Annotated in this window: 16 protein-coding genes; 7 read left to right on the top strand and 9 right to left on the bottom strand. The window is 65.6% G+C overall.

Annotated elements, in window-relative coordinates; genetic code table 11:
- Positions 1–71: 71 nt before the first annotated feature.
- Positions 72–2,480 carry an ATP-dependent Clp protease ATP-binding subunit ClpA gene (gene clpA / locus X268_RS18035; protein ID WP_128926186.1) on the top strand — a complete coding sequence of 803 codons (2,409 nt, stop codon included), beginning with the start codon at positions 72–74 and terminating at the stop codon, positions 2,478–2,480.
- Positions 2,481–2,559: 79 nt separating this feature from the next.
- On the opposite strand, the gene X268_RS18030 is transcribed toward clpA, so the two are convergent.
- From X268_RS18030 to X268_RS18015, 5 genes are all read right to left on the bottom strand, one after another.
- Positions 2,560–3,981, bottom strand: a complete 1,422-nt coding sequence (locus X268_RS18030; RefSeq protein ID WP_128926185.1) for an MFS transporter — start codon at positions 3,979–3,981, stop codon at positions 2,560–2,562.
- A gap of 146 nt (positions 3,982–4,127) precedes the next feature.
- Positions 4,128–4,289 carry a hypothetical protein gene (locus X268_RS39505; RefSeq protein ID WP_164937792.1) on the bottom strand — a complete coding sequence of 54 codons (162 nt, stop codon included), beginning with the start codon at positions 4,287–4,289 and terminating at the stop codon, positions 4,128–4,130.
- Between the two features lie 75 nt (positions 4,290–4,364).
- Positions 4,365–5,390, bottom strand: a complete 1,026-nt coding sequence (locus tag X268_RS18025) for an aldo/keto reductase (protein ID WP_128926184.1) — start codon at positions 5,388–5,390, stop codon at positions 4,365–4,367.
- A 115-nt stretch (positions 5,391–5,505) separates the two neighbouring features.
- On the bottom strand, positions 5,506–5,742 hold the full coding sequence (locus X268_RS18020; protein ID WP_128926183.1) for a hypothetical protein: 237 nt from the start codon (positions 5,740–5,742) through the stop codon (positions 5,506–5,508).
- 99 nt (positions 5,743–5,841) lie between these two features.
- Positions 5,842–6,798 (bottom strand): AraC-like ligand-binding domain-containing protein, encoded by a 957-nt coding sequence (locus tag X268_RS18015; RefSeq protein ID WP_128926182.1) that lies wholly within the window; start codon positions 6,796–6,798, stop codon positions 5,842–5,844.
- A 196-nt stretch (positions 6,799–6,994) separates the two neighbouring features.
- On the opposite strand from X268_RS18015, the gene X268_RS18010 reads away from it, so the two are divergent.
- The gene (locus X268_RS18010; protein ID WP_128926181.1) at positions 6,995–8,011 is read left to right on the top strand and encodes a carbon-nitrogen hydrolase family protein; all 1,017 of its coding nucleotides are present in this window, start codon (positions 6,995–6,997) and stop codon (positions 8,009–8,011) included.
- Positions 8,012–8,040: 29 nt separating this feature from the next.
- Positions 8,041–9,081 (top strand): phenylacetaldoxime dehydratase family protein, encoded by a 1,041-nt coding sequence (locus tag X268_RS18005; RefSeq protein ID WP_128926180.1) that lies wholly within the window; start codon positions 8,041–8,043, stop codon positions 9,079–9,081.
- A 4-nt stretch (positions 9,082–9,085) separates the two neighbouring features.
- Here X268_RS18005 and X268_RS18000 read toward each other — a convergent pair whose 3' ends face one another.
- Positions 9,086–9,724 carry an HAD family hydrolase gene (locus X268_RS18000; RefSeq protein ID WP_128926179.1) on the bottom strand — a complete coding sequence of 213 codons (639 nt, stop codon included), beginning with the start codon at positions 9,722–9,724 and terminating at the stop codon, positions 9,086–9,088.
- Positions 9,725–9,793: 69 nt separating this feature from the next.
- A complete protein-coding gene (locus tag X268_RS17995) occupies positions 9,794–10,843 on the bottom strand; it encodes a TRAP transporter substrate-binding protein (RefSeq protein WP_164937791.1) in 1,050 nt (349 codons plus the stop codon).
- 21 nt (positions 10,844–10,864) lie between these two features.
- Here X268_RS17995 and X268_RS17990 point away from each other — a divergent pair, with 21 nt between their 5' ends.
- The 4 genes from X268_RS17990 (at position 10,865) to tsaA (ending at position 13,623) form a co-directional block, all read left to right on the top strand.
- The gene (locus tag X268_RS17990; protein WP_128926178.1) at positions 10,865–11,902 is read left to right on the top strand and encodes a lytic transglycosylase domain-containing protein; all 1,038 of its coding nucleotides are present in this window, start codon (positions 10,865–10,867) and stop codon (positions 11,900–11,902) included.
- 110 nt (positions 11,903–12,012) lie between these two features.
- Positions 12,013–12,753 (top strand): AzlC family ABC transporter permease, encoded by a 741-nt coding sequence (locus X268_RS17985; protein WP_128926177.1) that lies wholly within the window; start codon positions 12,013–12,015, stop codon positions 12,751–12,753.
- On the top strand, positions 12,750–13,100 hold the full coding sequence (locus X268_RS17980; protein ID WP_128926176.1) for an AzlD domain-containing protein: 351 nt from the start codon (positions 12,750–12,752) through the stop codon (positions 13,098–13,100). Before X268_RS17985 ends, X268_RS17980 begins: the two co-directional genes overlap by 4 nt.
- Positions 13,101–13,131: 31 nt before the next feature.
- Positions 13,132–13,623: a tRNA (N6-threonylcarbamoyladenosine(37)-N6)-methyltransferase TrmO gene (gene tsaA, locus X268_RS17975; protein WP_128926175.1), complete on the top strand. Its 492-nt coding sequence runs from the start codon at positions 13,132–13,134 to the stop codon at positions 13,621–13,623.
- 146 nt (positions 13,624–13,769) lie between these two features.
- On the opposite strand, the gene X268_RS17970 is transcribed toward tsaA, so the two are convergent.
- Both X268_RS17970 and X268_RS17965 read right to left on the bottom strand, forming a co-directional pair.
- Positions 13,770–14,198, bottom strand: coding sequence for an HIT family protein (locus X268_RS17970; RefSeq protein WP_128926174.1), 429 nt, complete (start codon positions 14,196–14,198; stop codon positions 13,770–13,772).
- Between the two features lie 77 nt (positions 14,199–14,275).
- The gene (locus X268_RS17965) at positions 14,276–15,517 is read right to left on the bottom strand and encodes a GNAT family N-acetyltransferase (protein ID WP_128926173.1); all 1,242 of its coding nucleotides are present in this window, start codon (positions 15,515–15,517) and stop codon (positions 14,276–14,278) included.
- Positions 15,518–15,537 lie beyond the last annotated feature (20 nt).

The raw sequence follows: 15,537 nt of genomic DNA, 5'->3' as shown, positions 1-15,537 counted from the left end.
TATGTGACAAAGGTTGTTGTTGCCTGACCGGGCGATCACGACCATGATGGTGGGGGCCATAGAGGACGCGAATGCCGACTTTTTCCCAAAGCCTTGAACAATCCCTGCATCGTGCGCTGGCGATCGCAAACGAGCGTCATCACCAATACGCGACGCTCGAGCATCTCTTGCTCTCCCTGATCGACGACTCCGATGCAGCCGCGGTCATGCGCGCCTGTAGCGTCGATCTCGACAAGCTCCGTACGAGCCTCGTCAATTATCTTGAGACCGAATTCGAGAATCTGGTGACGGATGGCGCCGACGACGCCAAGCCGACCGCCGGTTTCCAGCGCGTGATCCAGCGCGCCGTGATCCACGTGCAGTCGTCCGGTCGCGAAGAGGTGACCGGCGCCAACGTGCTGATCGCGATCTTCGCCGAGCGCGAGAGCCATGCCGCATATTTCCTGCAGGAGCAGGACATGACGCGCTATGACGCGGTCAACTACATCAGCCATGGCATTGCCAAGCGGCCGGGCGTCTCCGAGGCGCGGCCGGTTCGCGGCGTCGACGAGGAGACTGAAGCCAAGGGCAACGAGGACGCCAAGAAGAAGGGCGAGGCGCTCGAGACCTATTGCGTCAATCTCAACAAGAAGGCGCGCGACGGCAAGATCGATCCGGTGATCGGACGCAATTCCGAGATCAACCGCGCCATCCAGGTGCTATGCCGCCGGCAGAAGAACAACCCGCTGTTCGTCGGTGAAGCCGGCGTGGGCAAGACCGCGATCGCGGAGGGCCTCGCCAAGCGCATCGTCGATAGCGAGGTGCCGGAAGTGCTGGCGGCCGCGACCGTGTTCTCGCTCGATATGGGCACGCTGCTCGCGGGCACACGCTATCGCGGCGACTTCGAGGAGCGTCTGAAGCAGGTCCTGAAGGAGCTCGAGGCGCATCCCAACGCCATCCTGTTCATCGACGAGATTCACACCGTGATCGGTGCGGGCGCAACGTCGGGCGGGGCGATGGATGCCTCGAACCTGCTCAAGCCTGCGCTGGCCTCGGGCACGATCCGCTGCATGGGCTCGACCACTTACAAGGAATATCGCCAGCACTTCGAGAAGGACCGCGCGCTGGTGCGGCGCTTCCAGAAGATCGACATCAACGAGCCGACGGTCGAGGACGCGATTGCGATCCTCAAGGGTCTAAAGCCGTATTTCGAGGACTACCACCGGCTGAAGTACACCAATGAGGCGATCGAGGCCGCTGTTCAGCTCTCCTCGCGCTACATCCACGACCGAAAGCTGCCGGACAAGGCGATCGACGTGATCGACGAGTCGGGCGCGGCGCAGATGCTGGTTGCCGAGAACAAGCGCAAGAAGACCATCGGCATCAAGGAGATCGAGACCACGATCGCTTCGATGGCGCGGATTCCGCCCAAGAGCGTGTCGAAGGACGACGCCGAGGTGCTCAAGCATCTTGAGCAGACCTTGAAGCGCACGGTGTTCGGCCAGGACAAGGCGATCGAATCGCTCGCCGCCTCGATCAAGCTGGCGCGGGCCGGCCTGCGCGAGCCGGAGAAGCCGATCGGCTGCTACCTGTTCTCTGGTCCCACCGGCGTCGGCAAGACCGAGGTCGCCAAGCAGCTCGCGGCGACGCTGGGCGTCGAGCTGCTGCGCTTCGACATGTCCGAGTACATGGAGCGGCACACCGTGTCGCGCCTGATCGGCGCGCCTCCCGGCTATGTCGGCTTCGACCAGGGCGGCCTGCTCACCGACGGCGTCGACCAGCATCCGCATTGCGTGGTGCTACTCGACGAAATCGAGAAGGCCCATCCCGACCTCTACAACGTGCTGCTCCAGATCATGGATCACGGCCGGCTCACCGACCATAACGGCAAGCAAGTCAACTTCCGCAACGTGATCCTGATCATGACCACGAATGCGGGCGCGGCCGACCTTGCCAAGCAGGCGTTCGGCTTCACGCGTTCGAAGCGGGAAGGCGACGACCACGAGGCGATCAACCGGCAGTTCGCGCCGGAATTCCGCAACCGCCTCGATGCCATCGTCTCGTTCGGCCATCTCAGCGTCGAGGTGATCGGCACCGTGGTCGAGAAGTTCGTGCTGCAGCTCGAGGCTCAGCTCGGCGACCGCGATGTCACCATCGAGCTGTCCGAGCCGGCCAAGACCTGGCTGGTCCAGCATGGCTACGACGAGCAGATGGGCGCGCGGCCGATGGCCCGCGTGATCCAGGAGCACATCAAGAAGCCCCTGGCCGACGAGGTGCTGTTCGGCAAGCTGAAGGGCGGCGGCCACGTTCGCGTCGTTCTGGTCAAGGACGAGGCCGACGAGACCAAGGACAAGATCGGCTTCGAATTCGTCGAGGGGCCGGTCACGCCGAAGCAGGAGAAGCTGCCGGGCACCCGCAAGCGCCCGCCGGGCAAACCCAAGCCGGGTGGCCCCGGCGGCTCGAAGGGGCCGACCTCCAAGGGCCCGCTGGTCAAGGCTTGATCCCGAGCGCATCATCAATCGAAAGGCCGGCTGTGAAGCCGGCCTTTTTGTTGTTCGCCATCCGTACCGTGAACCGGCCTCAGTCGCCCCGCAGGCGCTGATCGTCCTGCACCCGGACGTGCTCGGCGCCGCGCGCGCCGGCCGGGGACAGCCGCAGCATGCTGAGCAACGCTCCGCAGAGTGCAAATCCGACGCCTGCGAGGAGTGCCAGCCTGGTGCCGTCGGTCGGATACCGGCCAAGCAGCAGCGCCACGAGTGCGGCGCCCGTGGTCTGGCCGAGCAGGCGCGCCGTGCCCAGCATGCCGCTGGCGCCGCCGGCACGCTCCCGTGGGGCTGCGGCGATCATGGTGCGGTTGTTGGGCGTCTGGAACAGACCGAACCCGGCGCCCGCCAGCGCCATGCGCCAGATCACGTCGAACGGCGCCGGCTCTGTGGGCAGGAAGGCGAGCGCGGCAAGGCCGCACGCGAAAAGAGTGAGCCCGATGCCGCCGAGCAGGCCGGCCGGATAACGCTCGACCAGGCGGCCGGCCAGCGGCGCTGCGAACGCCACCGCGATCGGCCATGGCGTGATCAAGAGGCCCATATGCACCGCCGAATAGCCGAAGCGGCTCTGGAGATAGAAGGGGATCGCGACGAAGGCGAGCATCTGTCCGCAGAACGAGGCAATCGAGGTCGCAATCGACAGCGCGAACACCGGGATGCGCAACAGGTCGACCGGCAAGAGCGGCGAGGTCATGTGGGTCTCGCGGTAGATCAGCAGCGCACCGGCGAGGAGAGCGATGGCGAACTGGATCAGGCAGGTGACCGCTGCCCCGCCATGACCGACGCTGTCGACCGCGGCGATGCCGACGCCGAACGTGATCGCGGACAGCCCCGCGCTCTGCCAGTCGAACGAATGGCTGGCGGGCCTGGTGTGCGGCAGGCTGCGCAGGCCCAGCAACAACGTCACCGCACCGAGCGGCACGTTGATGGCGAACAGCCAGGGCCAGCTTCCGATCGCGAGGATGCCCGCAGCAAGGGTCGGGCCGATTGCAGCGGAGAACGCGACGACAAGCGCGTTGAGACCGATGCCGCGGCCGAGCTGGCTGCGCGGATAGGTGAAGCGCACCAGCGCCGAGTTGACACTCATGATGCCGGCGGCGCCAAAGCCCTGGATGATGCGCGCGACCGTCAGCAGTGGCAGCGTATGCGCCAGCGCGCAGAAGGCGGACGCCAGCGTGAACAGCACCAGCCCGACCAGATAGACGCGGCGATAGCCGACGATCTCGCCGAGCGAGGCCAGCGGCAGCAGCGAGATCGTGATCGCGAGCTGGTAGCCGTTGACGATCCAGATCGAAAAGGCCGGACTCGCATCCAGGTCGGCCGCGATGGTCGGCAGCGCGACATTGGCAATGGCGCTGTCGACGACCGCCATGATGATGCCGAGCGCGATCGTCAGCACCGCCTGGTTGCGCTGCGGCTGCGGCAGGCCGTCGGCGTGCTCGATGGGGGCGGAGGGCATGAGGGAGGCGCGGTTGATTCGAGCCGTGATTCATCTCCGAATAGGAAATTGCCGGATCGACAGCAACCCATCAGGCTACCCGCAGTTCCCGCGAGGAAAGCAGACCTCCCGTTGCGGCAAACGTCGGTCTGGACGGCCTCCGCGCCTTACCAGCGCGCAGTCGACTTTCCGAAGATGTAAAGCGCGATGAGACCGATCGTCACCGCCGTCGAAAAAACCAGGATGCGGCGATCCCAGTCGATCCGCGTCCGCTCGGCGCGGCTCAGATTAAGGGCCGTGAACAGGGCCTTCATGGCAAATCGACGCATCGGGGGCCTCGCGAGGCCGCACGGTGCCACGGCCGCAATGCGCCGGCTTGATGTAGCTCAAAGGGCCGCCGCGTCCTATACCGCCGGCGGGGTGCGGTCGATGAAGGTCGTCCGCTGGTGCCAGTAGGGATAGGGCAGCGTCACCGTGCTCGCCGCGTCGAGCTTTGCGATCTGGTCTTTGGTCAGCGACCAGCCGACCGCGCCGAGATTTTCGCGCAGCTGCGCCTCGTTGCGCGCGCCGATGATCAGCGTCGACACCGTGGGGCGCTGCAGCAGCCAGTTCAGCGCGATCTGCGAGACGCTCTTTCCCGTTTCCTGCGCGATGTCGTCGATGGCATCGACGACACGATAGACGTGCTCGTCCGGCACGGGTGGGCCGAACTCGGCGGTCTTGGGCAGGCGGCTCACCTCGGGCTTGGGCTGACCCCGGCGGATCTTGCCGGTGAGGCGTCCCCATCCGAGCGGCGACCAGACTACCGCGCCCAGTCCCTGGTCGAGGCCGAGCGGCATCAGCTCCCATTCGTAGTCGCGCCCGATCAGCGAATAATAGGTCTGGTTGGCGACGTAGCGCGGAAAGCCGTGCTTGTCGGCCACGGCGAGCGACTTCATCAGGTGCCAGCCCGAGAAGTTCGAGACGCCGACATAGCGGATCTTGCCGGCGCGCACGAGCACGTCGAGGGTTGAAAGCACCTCTTCGGGCGGCGTGAAGGCGTCGAAGCCATGAAGCTGGAACAGGTCGATGTAATCGGTGCCGAGCCGGCTCAGCGAGCCATCGATGGCGGCAAGCAGATGCTGCCGTGACGAGCCGATGTCGTTGGGGCCTTCACCAAAGCGGAAGGTGGCCTTGGTCGAGATCAGCACCTTGTCGCGGCGGCCCTTGATGGCTTCGCCGAGAACGCGCTCGGACTCGCCGAGCGAATAGACGTCCGCTGTGTCGAACATCGACACGCCGGCCTCGAGGCAGATGTCTAGCAGGCGCCGCGCTTCGGTCGCGTCCGTCGAGCCCCACGCCGCGAGGCGGCCGACGCCGCCGAAGGTGCCGGTGCCGAGGCTCAGCGCGGGCACCATGAGGCCGGACCGGCCCAAGCGTCGGTATTCCATCGATATGCTCCTCGGCTGGCTGCTGATTGATCGTTGCGGCCTTGTGCCGAAGTTAGCGCAGGCAAGCGCCTCGTCCTATCACGCGCGCACATACCCGCCTTGCTTCGACAACCGCCTAGTCATGCAACAGCATGTCATCGAGCGCCGCGTCGGCAACGCGCGGGCCGACCGTCTTGGCCGGATGCCGGGCCTCGCTCTGCGTTGCAGGCGAGGGGAAGCAGGCGCTTTCGCCGTCACCCACCTGCCGCGGCAGCAGCGTCAGGCCCCAGCCGACCAGAACCAGCACCGCGAGCCGGATCGCGATCACACCCAGCAGCAGCTCGGTTCCGCTTATCGTGGTGTGAGTCCTCATGCGCGCCAGCCTGATGCAGGCGGCGGGGCCTGACAATCTGGAATTCACGAGCCTTGTCTTCGCCCCGAGCGAAGGCTCCGGCCAATGGCTGCGCGGATGTCAGTGCCGCAACTGGCTGTGCCGGAAGTCGCGCGGCGACATGCCAAAATGCTCACGGAAGACGCGGCCGAAATGCGAGAGATCGTTGAAGCCCCAGGCGAAGGCGATCTCGCTGATGTGGCGATGGACGAGCATGGGCGAGGCGAGGTCGCGCCGGCATTGGGCGAGGCGTTCGGCGAGGACGAAACGCTGGAACGAGGTCTCTTCGTCGGCAAGAAGGTCGTTCACGTAGCGCGGCGAGATGCCGAGCGCCGCCGCAGTCTCCGGCAGTGAAAGGCCGGGGTCTGCGAGATGGGCGCGGACGTGCGCCTTGAGCCGGTAGATCAGTGCGGAGCGGTGGGTCGAGGATGGCAGCGACGTTTTGCCGAGCCGCTCGCTCAGCGCCATCGCGAGCAGATCGACCGCCTGCTCGGACAACGCGGCCGCTTTGTCTGAGGGGAGGCGGTCCGCATTTTGGCAAAGCCGGAAGACGAAGTCGTAAGCGAGCCGCTCAAGCGGAGCGTCAGCACCGAACGACATTGCGGTCAGCGCCTCGGTGGCACCTAACCGGCGCTGCAGCATCTCGCGCGGCACCTTGAAGATGGTCTGGGTGAAAGCATCGTTGAACTTCAGCTCATAGGGACGCGTGGTGTCGTAGAGCGCGAAATCGCCGGGATGAATCACGGTCTCGCGGCCGTCCTGCACCACGCCGCCGTCGCCGCGATGGCCGAGTGCGATTAGGACGAAATCCTGATCCGAGCGCGCGATGCGGGAGGGCGTGCGGAAGACATGCTGGCGATCGGAGCAGACCTCCGAGCACACCGCCTTGCCGAGCGGCACTTGCGTCACCGAACCGCGAAAGGCGCTGCCGAGATCGGATTTGCAGTCGAGCCCGACGAAGACGTCGCAGACGATATCCTGCCAAAGGGCGAGCCGCCGATAGCCGGGGCTGCCGTCCGTCGTGAACTGGATTGGCATTGGGAAAGCCTCCCTTTCACATCCCGTCAAACCGCATGTTGGCGCAATCGAGCCTGACTGCAGGCAAATTCATACTGGGGCGCCGGTCGCGTCCAGTCGAGTTTTTGTTCCGCCGCGGTCGAGCGCCAGGCCGCCCGGCTTGGCCAAATAGACTGCATCGGAGATGGCTTCCGATCAACCGGCAAGGGAGGCGGCAATGGGCATCGAACATCCGAAATACAAGGTGGCGGTGGTGCAGGCAGCGCCGGCCTGGCTCGACCTCGACGGCTCGATCGACAAATCGATCGCGCTGATCAGGGAAGCCGCGGAAAAGGGCGCGAGGCTGATTGCCTTTCCGGAGGCCTTCATCCCTGGTTACCCCTGGCATATCTGGCTGGACTCGCCGGCCTGGGCGATCGGCCGCGGCTTCGTGCAGCGCTATTTCGACAATTCGCTGTCCTATGACAGCCCGCAGGCCGAGCGGCTGCGCGACGCCGTGCGCAAGGCAAAGCTCACCGCCGTGATCGGCCTGTCCGAGCGCGACGGCGGCAGCCTCTATCTGGCGCAATGGCTGATTGGGCCCGATGGCGAGACCATCGCCAAGCGTCGCAAGCTGCGGCCGACCCATGCCGAGCGCACGGTCTACGGCGAGGGCGACGGCAGTGATCTCGCCGTGCACGCGCGGCCCGACATCGGCCGTCTCGGCGCGCTGTGCTGCTGGGAGCATCTCCAGCCGCTGTCGAAATACGCGATGTACGCCCAGAACGAGCAGGTGCATGTCGCGGCGTGGCCGAGCTTCTCGCTCTATGATCCCTTTGCGCCGGCGCTGGGGGCCGAGGTCAACAACGCCGCCTCGCGTGTCTATGCGGTGGAGGGCTCCTGCTTCGTGCTGGCGCCTTGCGCGACGGTGTCACAGGCCATGATCGACGAGCTCTGCGACCGGCCGGACAAGCATGCGCTGCTGCATGCTGGCGGCGGCTTTGCCGCGATCTACGGCCCCGACGGCAGCCAGATCGGCGACAAGCTGGCGCCGGACCAGGAGGGGCTATTGATCGCCGAGATCGATCTCGGCGCCATCGGCGTTGCCAAGAACGCCGCAGATCCGGCCGGCCATTATTCGCGCCCCGACGTGACGCGGCTGCTGCTGAACAAGAAGCGGTACCAGCGCGTCGAGCAGTTCGCACTGCCGGTGGACACCGTCGAGCCCACGGACATCGCCGCGGCGGCAAGCTGATCACTGCAATCGAGGAGAGGGACACGGCCATGGAATCCGCAATTCCTCGGCATCTCGAGACTCAGCGCACGCGCCACAAGCGCGTGCCGGACGATTACCAGCCGCCATATCCGTCCTTCGTGGCGCGCTATAAGCCGGGTGTCAGCCGCCTCGTGATGGCCTATTTCGGCATGCAGTATCGCGGCACGGCGCCGGCCGCCGCAACGGAGGCGCTTGCCGAGATCGCGCGCCGGTTCGTTGCGGCAGGCGGCCCCTCGCATTGGGACCGCGCCCGTTACCTCGACCAGGCCGGCCATGAGACCATCGTCTCGGTCGCCTATTGGGACCATATCGCGCGTTTCGACACCTGGTTCGAACCGGCGCGCGAGGCCTGGACCGGACAGAAGCGCGAGAGCATCGGCACCTTCATCGAGGTGCTGCGTCCCACCGTGGCGCGGCACGAGACGCTGTTCTCCTCGCCCGACCGCACCGAGGGCGTCGCCGCGATCGCCGACGGCATGAGCGGCGAGGTTCAGGAGCACGCCTATTGGGGTGGCATGCGCGACCGTATCCCGCTCTCGCAAACCGACGCGATGGCGCCTGGCGGCGCGCCGGAACTGATCCGCGACGGCGCCCGTCTTCGCGTCGTGGCGCACGACAATCTCTGCCTGATCCGTTCCGGCCAGGATTGGAGCGATACCGAAGCATCGGAGCGCAAGCTCTATCTCGACGATGTCGAGCCGGTACTGCGCGAGGGCATGGATTTCCTGCGCGACGAAGGCCTTGCGATCGGCTGCTATTCCAACCGCTACATGCAGGTGCTCGCGGCCGACGGCCGTGCGAGCGAAAAGTCCTATGGCCAGAGCTGGTGGAAAAGCCTCGCCGCGCTGGAGCGCTGGGCGGAGTCGCATCCGACCCATGTCCGGATATTTGGCGCGGCGATGAAATACCTCTCGACGCTCGGCCCGTCAGCCAGGCTGCGGCTCTATCACGAGGTCACGGTGGCCGCCGCAGACGAGCAGTTCTTCGAGTATCTGAATTGTCACCCGAAAACGGGCATGCTGGCCGCGGTAGAGTCGGTCGGAGCCTGATCGGCTAGGCCACACAATGGCCGAGCAGCTCGGGATGCGCGGCGCAGATGTGATGCGCGCCGGCGTCCTTGAGCTCGGCCTCACTGCCATAGCCATAGAGCACGCCGATCGCGGTCATGCCGTTGGTGCGGGCGCCGATCACATCGTGACTGCGGTCGCCGATCATGATCGCGCTGCCCGCATCGACCTTGGTCTCGTCCAGCGCGTAACGCAGCAGGTCGCGTTTGTCGACGCGGGTGCCGTCGAGTTCGGAGCCGAACACGCGCTCGAAATACGGTTTCAGGCCGAAATGATCGACGATGCGGGTGGCATAGACGGCCGGCTTGCTGGTCGCGACGAACATGCGCGGCGTCGTCGCGGCGAGCGTCGTCAGAGTGTCCACGATGCCGGCATAGGCCTCGTTCTCGAAAAAGCCGATGTCGGAAAAGCGCTCGCGATAGAGCAGGAGCGCACGGTCGGCGAGCTCGTCGGTTCCGGTCAGCTTCTTCAGGCTGGCATGCAGCGGCGGCCCGATGCACCAGGTCAGTTCGTCCTCGCTCGGGACCGTGACGTCCAGCCGCTCCAGCGCATACTGGATCGAGCGCGTGATTCCCGGCTTCGGATCCGTGAGCGTGCCGTCGAGATCGAAGAAGATGGTGGCCATGCCGTCAGGTCCAGGGTTGATATCGCCCCGTTGCTAGTTGGATCGGGTTTCAAGTCAAGAGCCGATGCGTCATTGCTGCCGGGCCCATTCGACGATCGCGGTGGCGTCCGCGCCGGCCTGCGCCTCCCAGATGGCGACTGTGACCGATGCCGCCTTCTGGAGTGCGGCGAGGAGGGATTGCGGCGCCGGCTCGGCGATGGTGACGCCGTTGTCGCGCATGCGTGCATAATTTTCGGAGGTGCGATGGGCCAAGAGCGCGAACTGGCTTTGCTCGGTCTCGGCGGCCGCTGCCATCACCTCGCGTTGCATCGGTTCGGGCAGTTCGGCAAAAGCGTCGCTGCGGACGAACGCGATCGACACCGGCATCGCGTAGTTGATGGCGGTGAAGTGCGGCAGGAAGGCCCAGAGCTTGCGCCCGGCGCCGCCGTCGCCGGAGGTGAGGAACGCGTTCAGACGATGCTCCTTCAGTCCTGCGAGCGCCGCGTCCATCGGCAGAAACTGCGCATTGGCGCCGGCCGCGCGCATGACCGCGCTGGAATTCGCGTCATAGGCCCGCAAGTCCAGCTTCGGGAGATCGTCGGCGCCTTGGAGCGCATGCTCCGACCACAGGCCCGTGGCTGGCCAGATCGTCAGATAGAGCAGCTTGAGGCCGCGCGCCGCGAGCGCCTTCTCGTAAAGCGGGCGCGCCCGCAGATTGGTGGCGCGGGCGAGCTCGACCGATTGCACGAGGAAGGGCAGGGTGGACAATCCGAGCACCGGGTCGACGCCGGAGAGCGCGCCTGCGAAGGCATCGCCGCCGACGATCCGACCATCGAGCGCGGCGCGCGGCATCTCGCCCGAATTGATCTTGAGCTTGTTGTCGAAGGCGTTGGTCACGCTCACGAAACCGTGGGTGCGTTCGGAGACGCGGCCGGCAAAGGTCGCAAGCCCGATCCCGGAGATGTTATTCTCGGGGTATTCTGTCGTCATCTGCCAAGTGACCTGAGTGGCGACCTGAGTGGTGACTTGAGCAAGGGCCGGCGCGATGTTCAGGACCAGCGCGATCCAGGCGGCGAAGGCGACGATGGTGCGGATCCGTTTGGCGGGGGAGCGCATTAGGACAGGCAGGTCAGGCAGCATAGATTGGCAACTCATCGAACCATGGCACAATGCCACAGCATGGCGGATCATCTTGTCGCACGCCGCGGCGGCGCACGCCACTGCCATGCCTGCACGCGATGGGTGCAGATTGCATCTGGCATCGTCACCGCGCTGCTCGTCTCGGCGTCACAGGCCGCGGCGTCAGACAGCTCGCCGGCACAGAGTGATGCCGCCTTTCCTAGCGCCGAGGCGCCCGCGAAGCCGCCGGAGAAGCCCGATGCGCGTGAGAGCGACACGCGGGAATCGATCTGCCTGATCGTGGAGGCCGCCGCGCGCGATGCCAATCTGCCGCTGGAGTTCTTCGCCCGGGTGATCTGGCAGGAGAGCCGCTTCCAGGCCGATGCAGTCGGCCCCATGACGCGCAGCGGCGAGCACGCGCAGGGGATCGCTCAGTTCATGCCGGGCACGGCAAGTGAGCGCGGGCTGCTCAATCCCTTCAATCCGGTGCAGGCGCTGCCGAAGTCGGCGGAGTTCTTGAGTGAGCTGCGCAACCAGTTCGGCAATCTCGGCCTTGCCGCGGCGGCCTATAATGCCGGTCCGCGCCGCGTGCAGGAATGGCTCGCCGGCACCGGACCGATGCCGGAGCAGACCCGCAACTACGTCTATGCCATCACCGGCACCAGCGTCGATGCCTGGGCCAAGGCAGGAGCGACCGGCACGGGGCCGCCGAGCTCGCCGCCGACGAGCTGTCGCGATCTGATGGCGCTGCTCAAGCGCGCGCCGAATGCCTTCGTCGCCGAGCTCGAGCAGCATGTCGAGCTTGCGGCCGCAAAGGCCTGGGGCGTCCAGCTCGCCGCCGGATTCGACCGCAACAGGGCTCTTGCGATGTACTCCCGCGCGGTGACGCGGCTCAATACGGTGATCGGCGACCGCGATCCGAGCCTGCTATCGTCGGTCATGCGCAGCCGCGGCACGCGTGCGTTCTACCAGGTGCGCATCGGGGCCGACACGCGAGCCGAGGCGGATGATTTGTGCAACCGCATCCGGAAAGCGGGCGGCGCGTGCTTCGTGCTGAGGAATAGGGGCGTGAGCGGTTAAATGAGGGCGGTGGGTGCGTCACGCATGCCAGCCCCGCCACGCCTTTCCTTGACGCGCGCCGCCGCATCGCCCGTTATGCGAGCACGATTCCTCACCCGGCCAAGCTCTCCGTGGCGCTTCCTCCGCTCGATTCACCCAAATGGAATAGTCCCTGGCTTGCCTTCGGCTGGGGGCTGCGCTCGATCACGCAGACGATCCTCACCATCGTGCTGTTCGTGACTTATCTCGGCATCGGTGCGCTGGCCCATGACACCCATTTCAGCCTGGTCTGGGCGCTCTGCTCGACGCTGTTCGTGTGGGCGGGACCGGCGCAGATCATCCTGATCACAACGCTCGGCTCCGGTGCCACCATCATCCAGTCGGCGATCGCAGTCACTGTCAGTGCGATCAGGCTGTTTCCGATGGTGGTCTCGGTGCTGCCGCTGATGCGCACGCCGACGACCAAGCGGCGTGAGCTGATCTTTGCCGCGCATCTCACCGCAGTGACGCTGTGGGTCGAATGCCACCGCTTCCTGCCGCAGGTGCCGCGTGAGCGGCGGATCGCTTTCGTTCACGGGCTCGGCTGCGGCCTCGTCTCGGTGTGCCTCGTCGCCAACACGGTCGGCTATTTCCTCGCCGCCAACCTGACGCAGACGCTTGGGGCGGCGATCCTGCTCTTGACGCCGCTATCCTTCCTGTTCTCGACCGCGCGCAACAGCCGCGAGGTCGCCGATGTCGTCGCGCTCGTGCTGGGCATATTGCTGTATCCACTCGCCGCGAAGATGAGCTCCGGTCTCGACATCCTGGTCAGCGGGCTCGTGGCCGGCACGATCGCCTATGGCGTGCATTGGTGGCGGGAGGTGCGCGCATGAACTACGCGCAGCTCATCGGCGACTGGCAGGCGCTCGCGGTGCTATTCGTCGCCGGCGTCGTTCCCAACCAGATCTGGCGCATGCTGGGCCTGTGGTTAGGCGGCGGCATCGACGAAGGCTCCGAGCTGCTGGTCTGGGTGCGGGCGGTCGCGACCGCGATCCTCGCCGGCGTCATCGCCCAGATCGTGGTCGAGCCGCCGGGCGCGCTCGCCAGCGTGCCTGATCTGCTGCGCTACGGCGCGGTGGTCGCCGGCCTCGTCGTGTTCCTGCTGACCCGCCGCTCGATCTTTGCGGGCGTCGTGACCGGCGAAGTCTTCATGCTGGCCGGCAAGTGGTGGTTGGGCTAAAACCGCCGGCGAACAGCTAGGGAACAGGAATATGGTTCGCGAACAGGAGCTCCGCGAGGGCGAGGTCGCCATCGAGCTGCCACCGACGCAAGACGCCGGTCTCGTCTTCATCGGCCGTATCCGCACCCCCTGGACGTCGCGGCTGGAGACGCCGCGGCAGGGACGTCAGGACGGCCCGATCTGCCGGCTCGAGATCTTCGAGCCGTTCGTACCGGCCATCAAGGGCGTCGATTTCTACAGCAATCTCGAAGTGCTCTACTGGCTCGACCGGGCGCGCCGCGACATCGTCCTTCAGAGCCCGAAGAACAACGAGAAGACCCGCGGCACGTTTTCCCTGCGCTCGCCGGTGCGGCCCAATCCGATCGGTACGTCGATCGTGAAGCTGGTCGGCATCGAGGGCAATGCGATCCTGGTGCGCGGGCTCGATTGCATCGACAACACGCCGCTGATCGACATCAAGCCCGACCGCTGCGAGTTCACCCCGCTGGCGGCGCCGCAGAAGGGTGATTTCGAGACGGAGTGACCTTCTTTGTCATTCCGGGGCGTGCCGTAGGCACGAACTATGGTGCGCAACTGCGCACCTGAGAATCCATCGCGCTGCAGAGACGGTGGTGAAATGGATTCCGGGCTCGACGCTTCGCGTCGGCCCGGAATGACGAGGGGAGAGAGTCAGCCCGTCTTCAACGTCGCGATCAGCTTCGCCGCGTGCTCTTGCAGCACCTTGTCGTCTTCCTTGCGGCTCGCGGGCGGCAGCATGGCGACGCCGTCGTGGCGCGGCATCACATGCATGTGCAGATGAAACACCACCTGTCCGCCGGCGGGCTCGTTGAACTGCTGTACGGTGATGCCGTCGGCCTTGAAGGCCTTCATGGCGGCAGCCGCGATCTTGTGCGCGCCGCGGGCGACATGGGCGTAATCGTCAGGCGTGATGTCGAGGATGTTGCGGACAGGGGCCTTCGGGATCACCAGCGTATGGCCGGGCACGCGCGGCATGATGTCGAGGAAGGCGAAGACGTGCTCGTCCTCGTACACCTTGTAGCAGGGCAACTCGCCGCGCAGGATCTTTGCGAAGATGTTGTTGGTGTCGTAGGCGGTCATGGCGGCGGCTCCCAAAAAACGTTCAAGACCTTTGCGCTTGGAACTTTGCGTTTACTGTCACCAGCCGCGGCAGGCCGTCAAGGCGCCTCGTCGGCGCCTTTTCGGAACGGGCCGAGCTCGGCGAGCTCCCGTCCGGCCTCGGCGACATAAGCGCGCTCGCGCTTGAGGTAATCGTCGATGGCGCGGCGCAGGCCGGGATCGGCGATGAAGTGCGCGGAATGGGTGGTGCGCGGCAGGTAGCCGCGCGCGATCTTGTGCTCGCCTTGTGCGCCGGCCTCGACATGCCTGAGGCCGCGTTCGATGGCGAAGTCGATCGCCTGATAATAGCAGACCTCGAAATGCAGGAACGGATGATGCTCGACCGCGCCCCAGTTGCGGCCGAACAGCGTGTCCGAGCCGATGAAATTGATCGCGCCCGCAATCCAGCGATTGTTGCGGCGGGCCATCACCAGCAGCACGTCCTCGCTCATGGTTTCGCCGATCAGCGAGAAGAACTCGCGTGTCAGGTAGGGACGGCCCCATTTGCGCGAGCCGGTCTCCATGTAGAATTCGAAGAAGGCGTCCCAGGCATCCTCGGTAATGTCCTTGCCGGTGAGCCAGTGGATGGTGATGCCGGCGGCCAGCGCATCGCGCCGCTCGCGCTTGATCGATTTGCGGTGGCGCGAGTTCAGCGTCGCCAGAAAGTCGTCGAAGCTCGCAAAGCCTTCATTGTGCCAGTGGAACTGCTGGTCGGTGCGCTGCAGGAAGCCGTGCCCGGCGAGTAGCTTCCATTCGCTCTCCCGCGCGAAGGTGACGTGGACGGAGGAGGCCTTGCTGACTCCGCACAGCGCGATGAGACCACTCGCCAGCGCCTCGGTGATGCGCTCGCGATCGACGCCGTCGCGCACCAGCAGCCTCGGCCCCGTGGCCGGGGTGAAGGGAACCGAGACCTGGAGCTTCGGATAATAGCGTCCACCAGCGCGCTCATAGGCGTCCGCCCAACCGCGGTCGAAGACGTACTCGCCTTGGGAATGCGATTTCAGATAGCAGGGGACGATTCCGGCGATGCGGCCATCGACCTTGGCCACGAGATGCCGTGGGCCCCAGCCGGTGCGAATGGTCGCCGAACCCGATTTCTCGACGGCCAACAGAAATGCGTGCGAGACGAATGGGTTATAGGCAGGCTTTGAGAGCCCGAGGGAATCGCCTGGAAATCCGGATGAGGTTCCATTGCCACCACCATGGCACCAGCCGCCAGGATTGGCGCAGGCGTCCCAATCCTCGGGCGAGACTTCGCCAATGGACGGGACGGCCTCGAGCGTAATTTCGGATGATGCCATTGAGCCCAAGATCGTGCATT

Origin of the sequence: Bradyrhizobium guangxiense (assembly GCF_004114915.1) — a bacterium.
Classification (GTDB): Bacteria; Pseudomonadota; Alphaproteobacteria; order Rhizobiales; family Xanthobacteraceae; genus Bradyrhizobium; species Bradyrhizobium guangxiense.
This window is presented reverse-complemented; position numbering and strand designations above follow the sequence as displayed.

What these genes read in the sequence shown, in the direction of transcription:
- clpA (WP_128926186.1), top strand. Translation starts at nt 72, where the DNA reads ATGCCGACTTTTTCCCAAAGCCTTGAACAATCCCTGCATCGTGCGCTG.
- X268_RS18030 (WP_128926185.1), bottom strand. Translation starts at nt 3,981, where the DNA reads ATGCCCTCCGCCCCCATCGAGCACGCCGACGGCCTGCCGCAGCCGCAG.
- X268_RS39505 (WP_164937792.1), bottom strand. Translation starts at nt 4,289, where the DNA reads ATGCGTCGATTTGCCATGAAGGCCCTGTTCACGGCCCTTAATCTGAGC.
- X268_RS18025 (WP_128926184.1), bottom strand. Translation starts at nt 5,390, where the DNA reads ATGGAATACCGACGCTTGGGCCGGTCCGGCCTCATGGTGCCCGCGCTG.
- X268_RS18020 (WP_128926183.1), bottom strand. Translation starts at nt 5,742, where the DNA reads ATGAGGACTCACACCACGATAAGCGGAACCGAGCTGCTGCTGGGTGTG.
- X268_RS18015 (WP_128926182.1), bottom strand. Translation starts at nt 6,798, where the DNA reads ATGCCAATCCAGTTCACGACGGACGGCAGCCCCGGCTATCGGCGGCTC.
- X268_RS18010 (WP_128926181.1), top strand. Translation starts at nt 6,995, where the DNA reads ATGGGCATCGAACATCCGAAATACAAGGTGGCGGTGGTGCAGGCAGCG.
- X268_RS18005 (WP_128926180.1), top strand. Translation starts at nt 8,041, where the DNA reads ATGGAATCCGCAATTCCTCGGCATCTCGAGACTCAGCGCACGCGCCAC.
- X268_RS18000 (WP_128926179.1), bottom strand. Translation starts at nt 9,724, where the DNA reads ATGGCCACCATCTTCTTCGATCTCGACGGCACGCTCACGGATCCGAAG.
- X268_RS17995 (WP_164937791.1), bottom strand. Translation starts at nt 10,843, where the DNA reads ATGCTGCCTGACCTGCCTGTCCTAATGCGCTCCCCCGCCAAACGGATC.
- X268_RS17990 (WP_128926178.1), top strand. Translation starts at nt 10,865, where the DNA reads ATGGCACAATGCCACAGCATGGCGGATCATCTTGTCGCACGCCGCGGC.
- X268_RS17980 (WP_128926176.1), top strand. Translation starts at nt 12,750, where the DNA reads ATGAACTACGCGCAGCTCATCGGCGACTGGCAGGCGCTCGCGGTGCTA.
- tsaA (WP_128926175.1), top strand. Translation starts at nt 13,132, where the DNA reads ATGGTTCGCGAACAGGAGCTCCGCGAGGGCGAGGTCGCCATCGAGCTG.
- X268_RS17970 (WP_128926174.1), bottom strand. Translation starts at nt 14,198, where the DNA reads ATGACCGCCTACGACACCAACAACATCTTCGCAAAGATCCTGCGCGGC.
- X268_RS17965 (WP_128926173.1), bottom strand. Translation starts at nt 15,517, where the DNA reads ATGGCATCATCCGAAATTACGCTCGAGGCCGTCCCGTCCATTGGCGAA.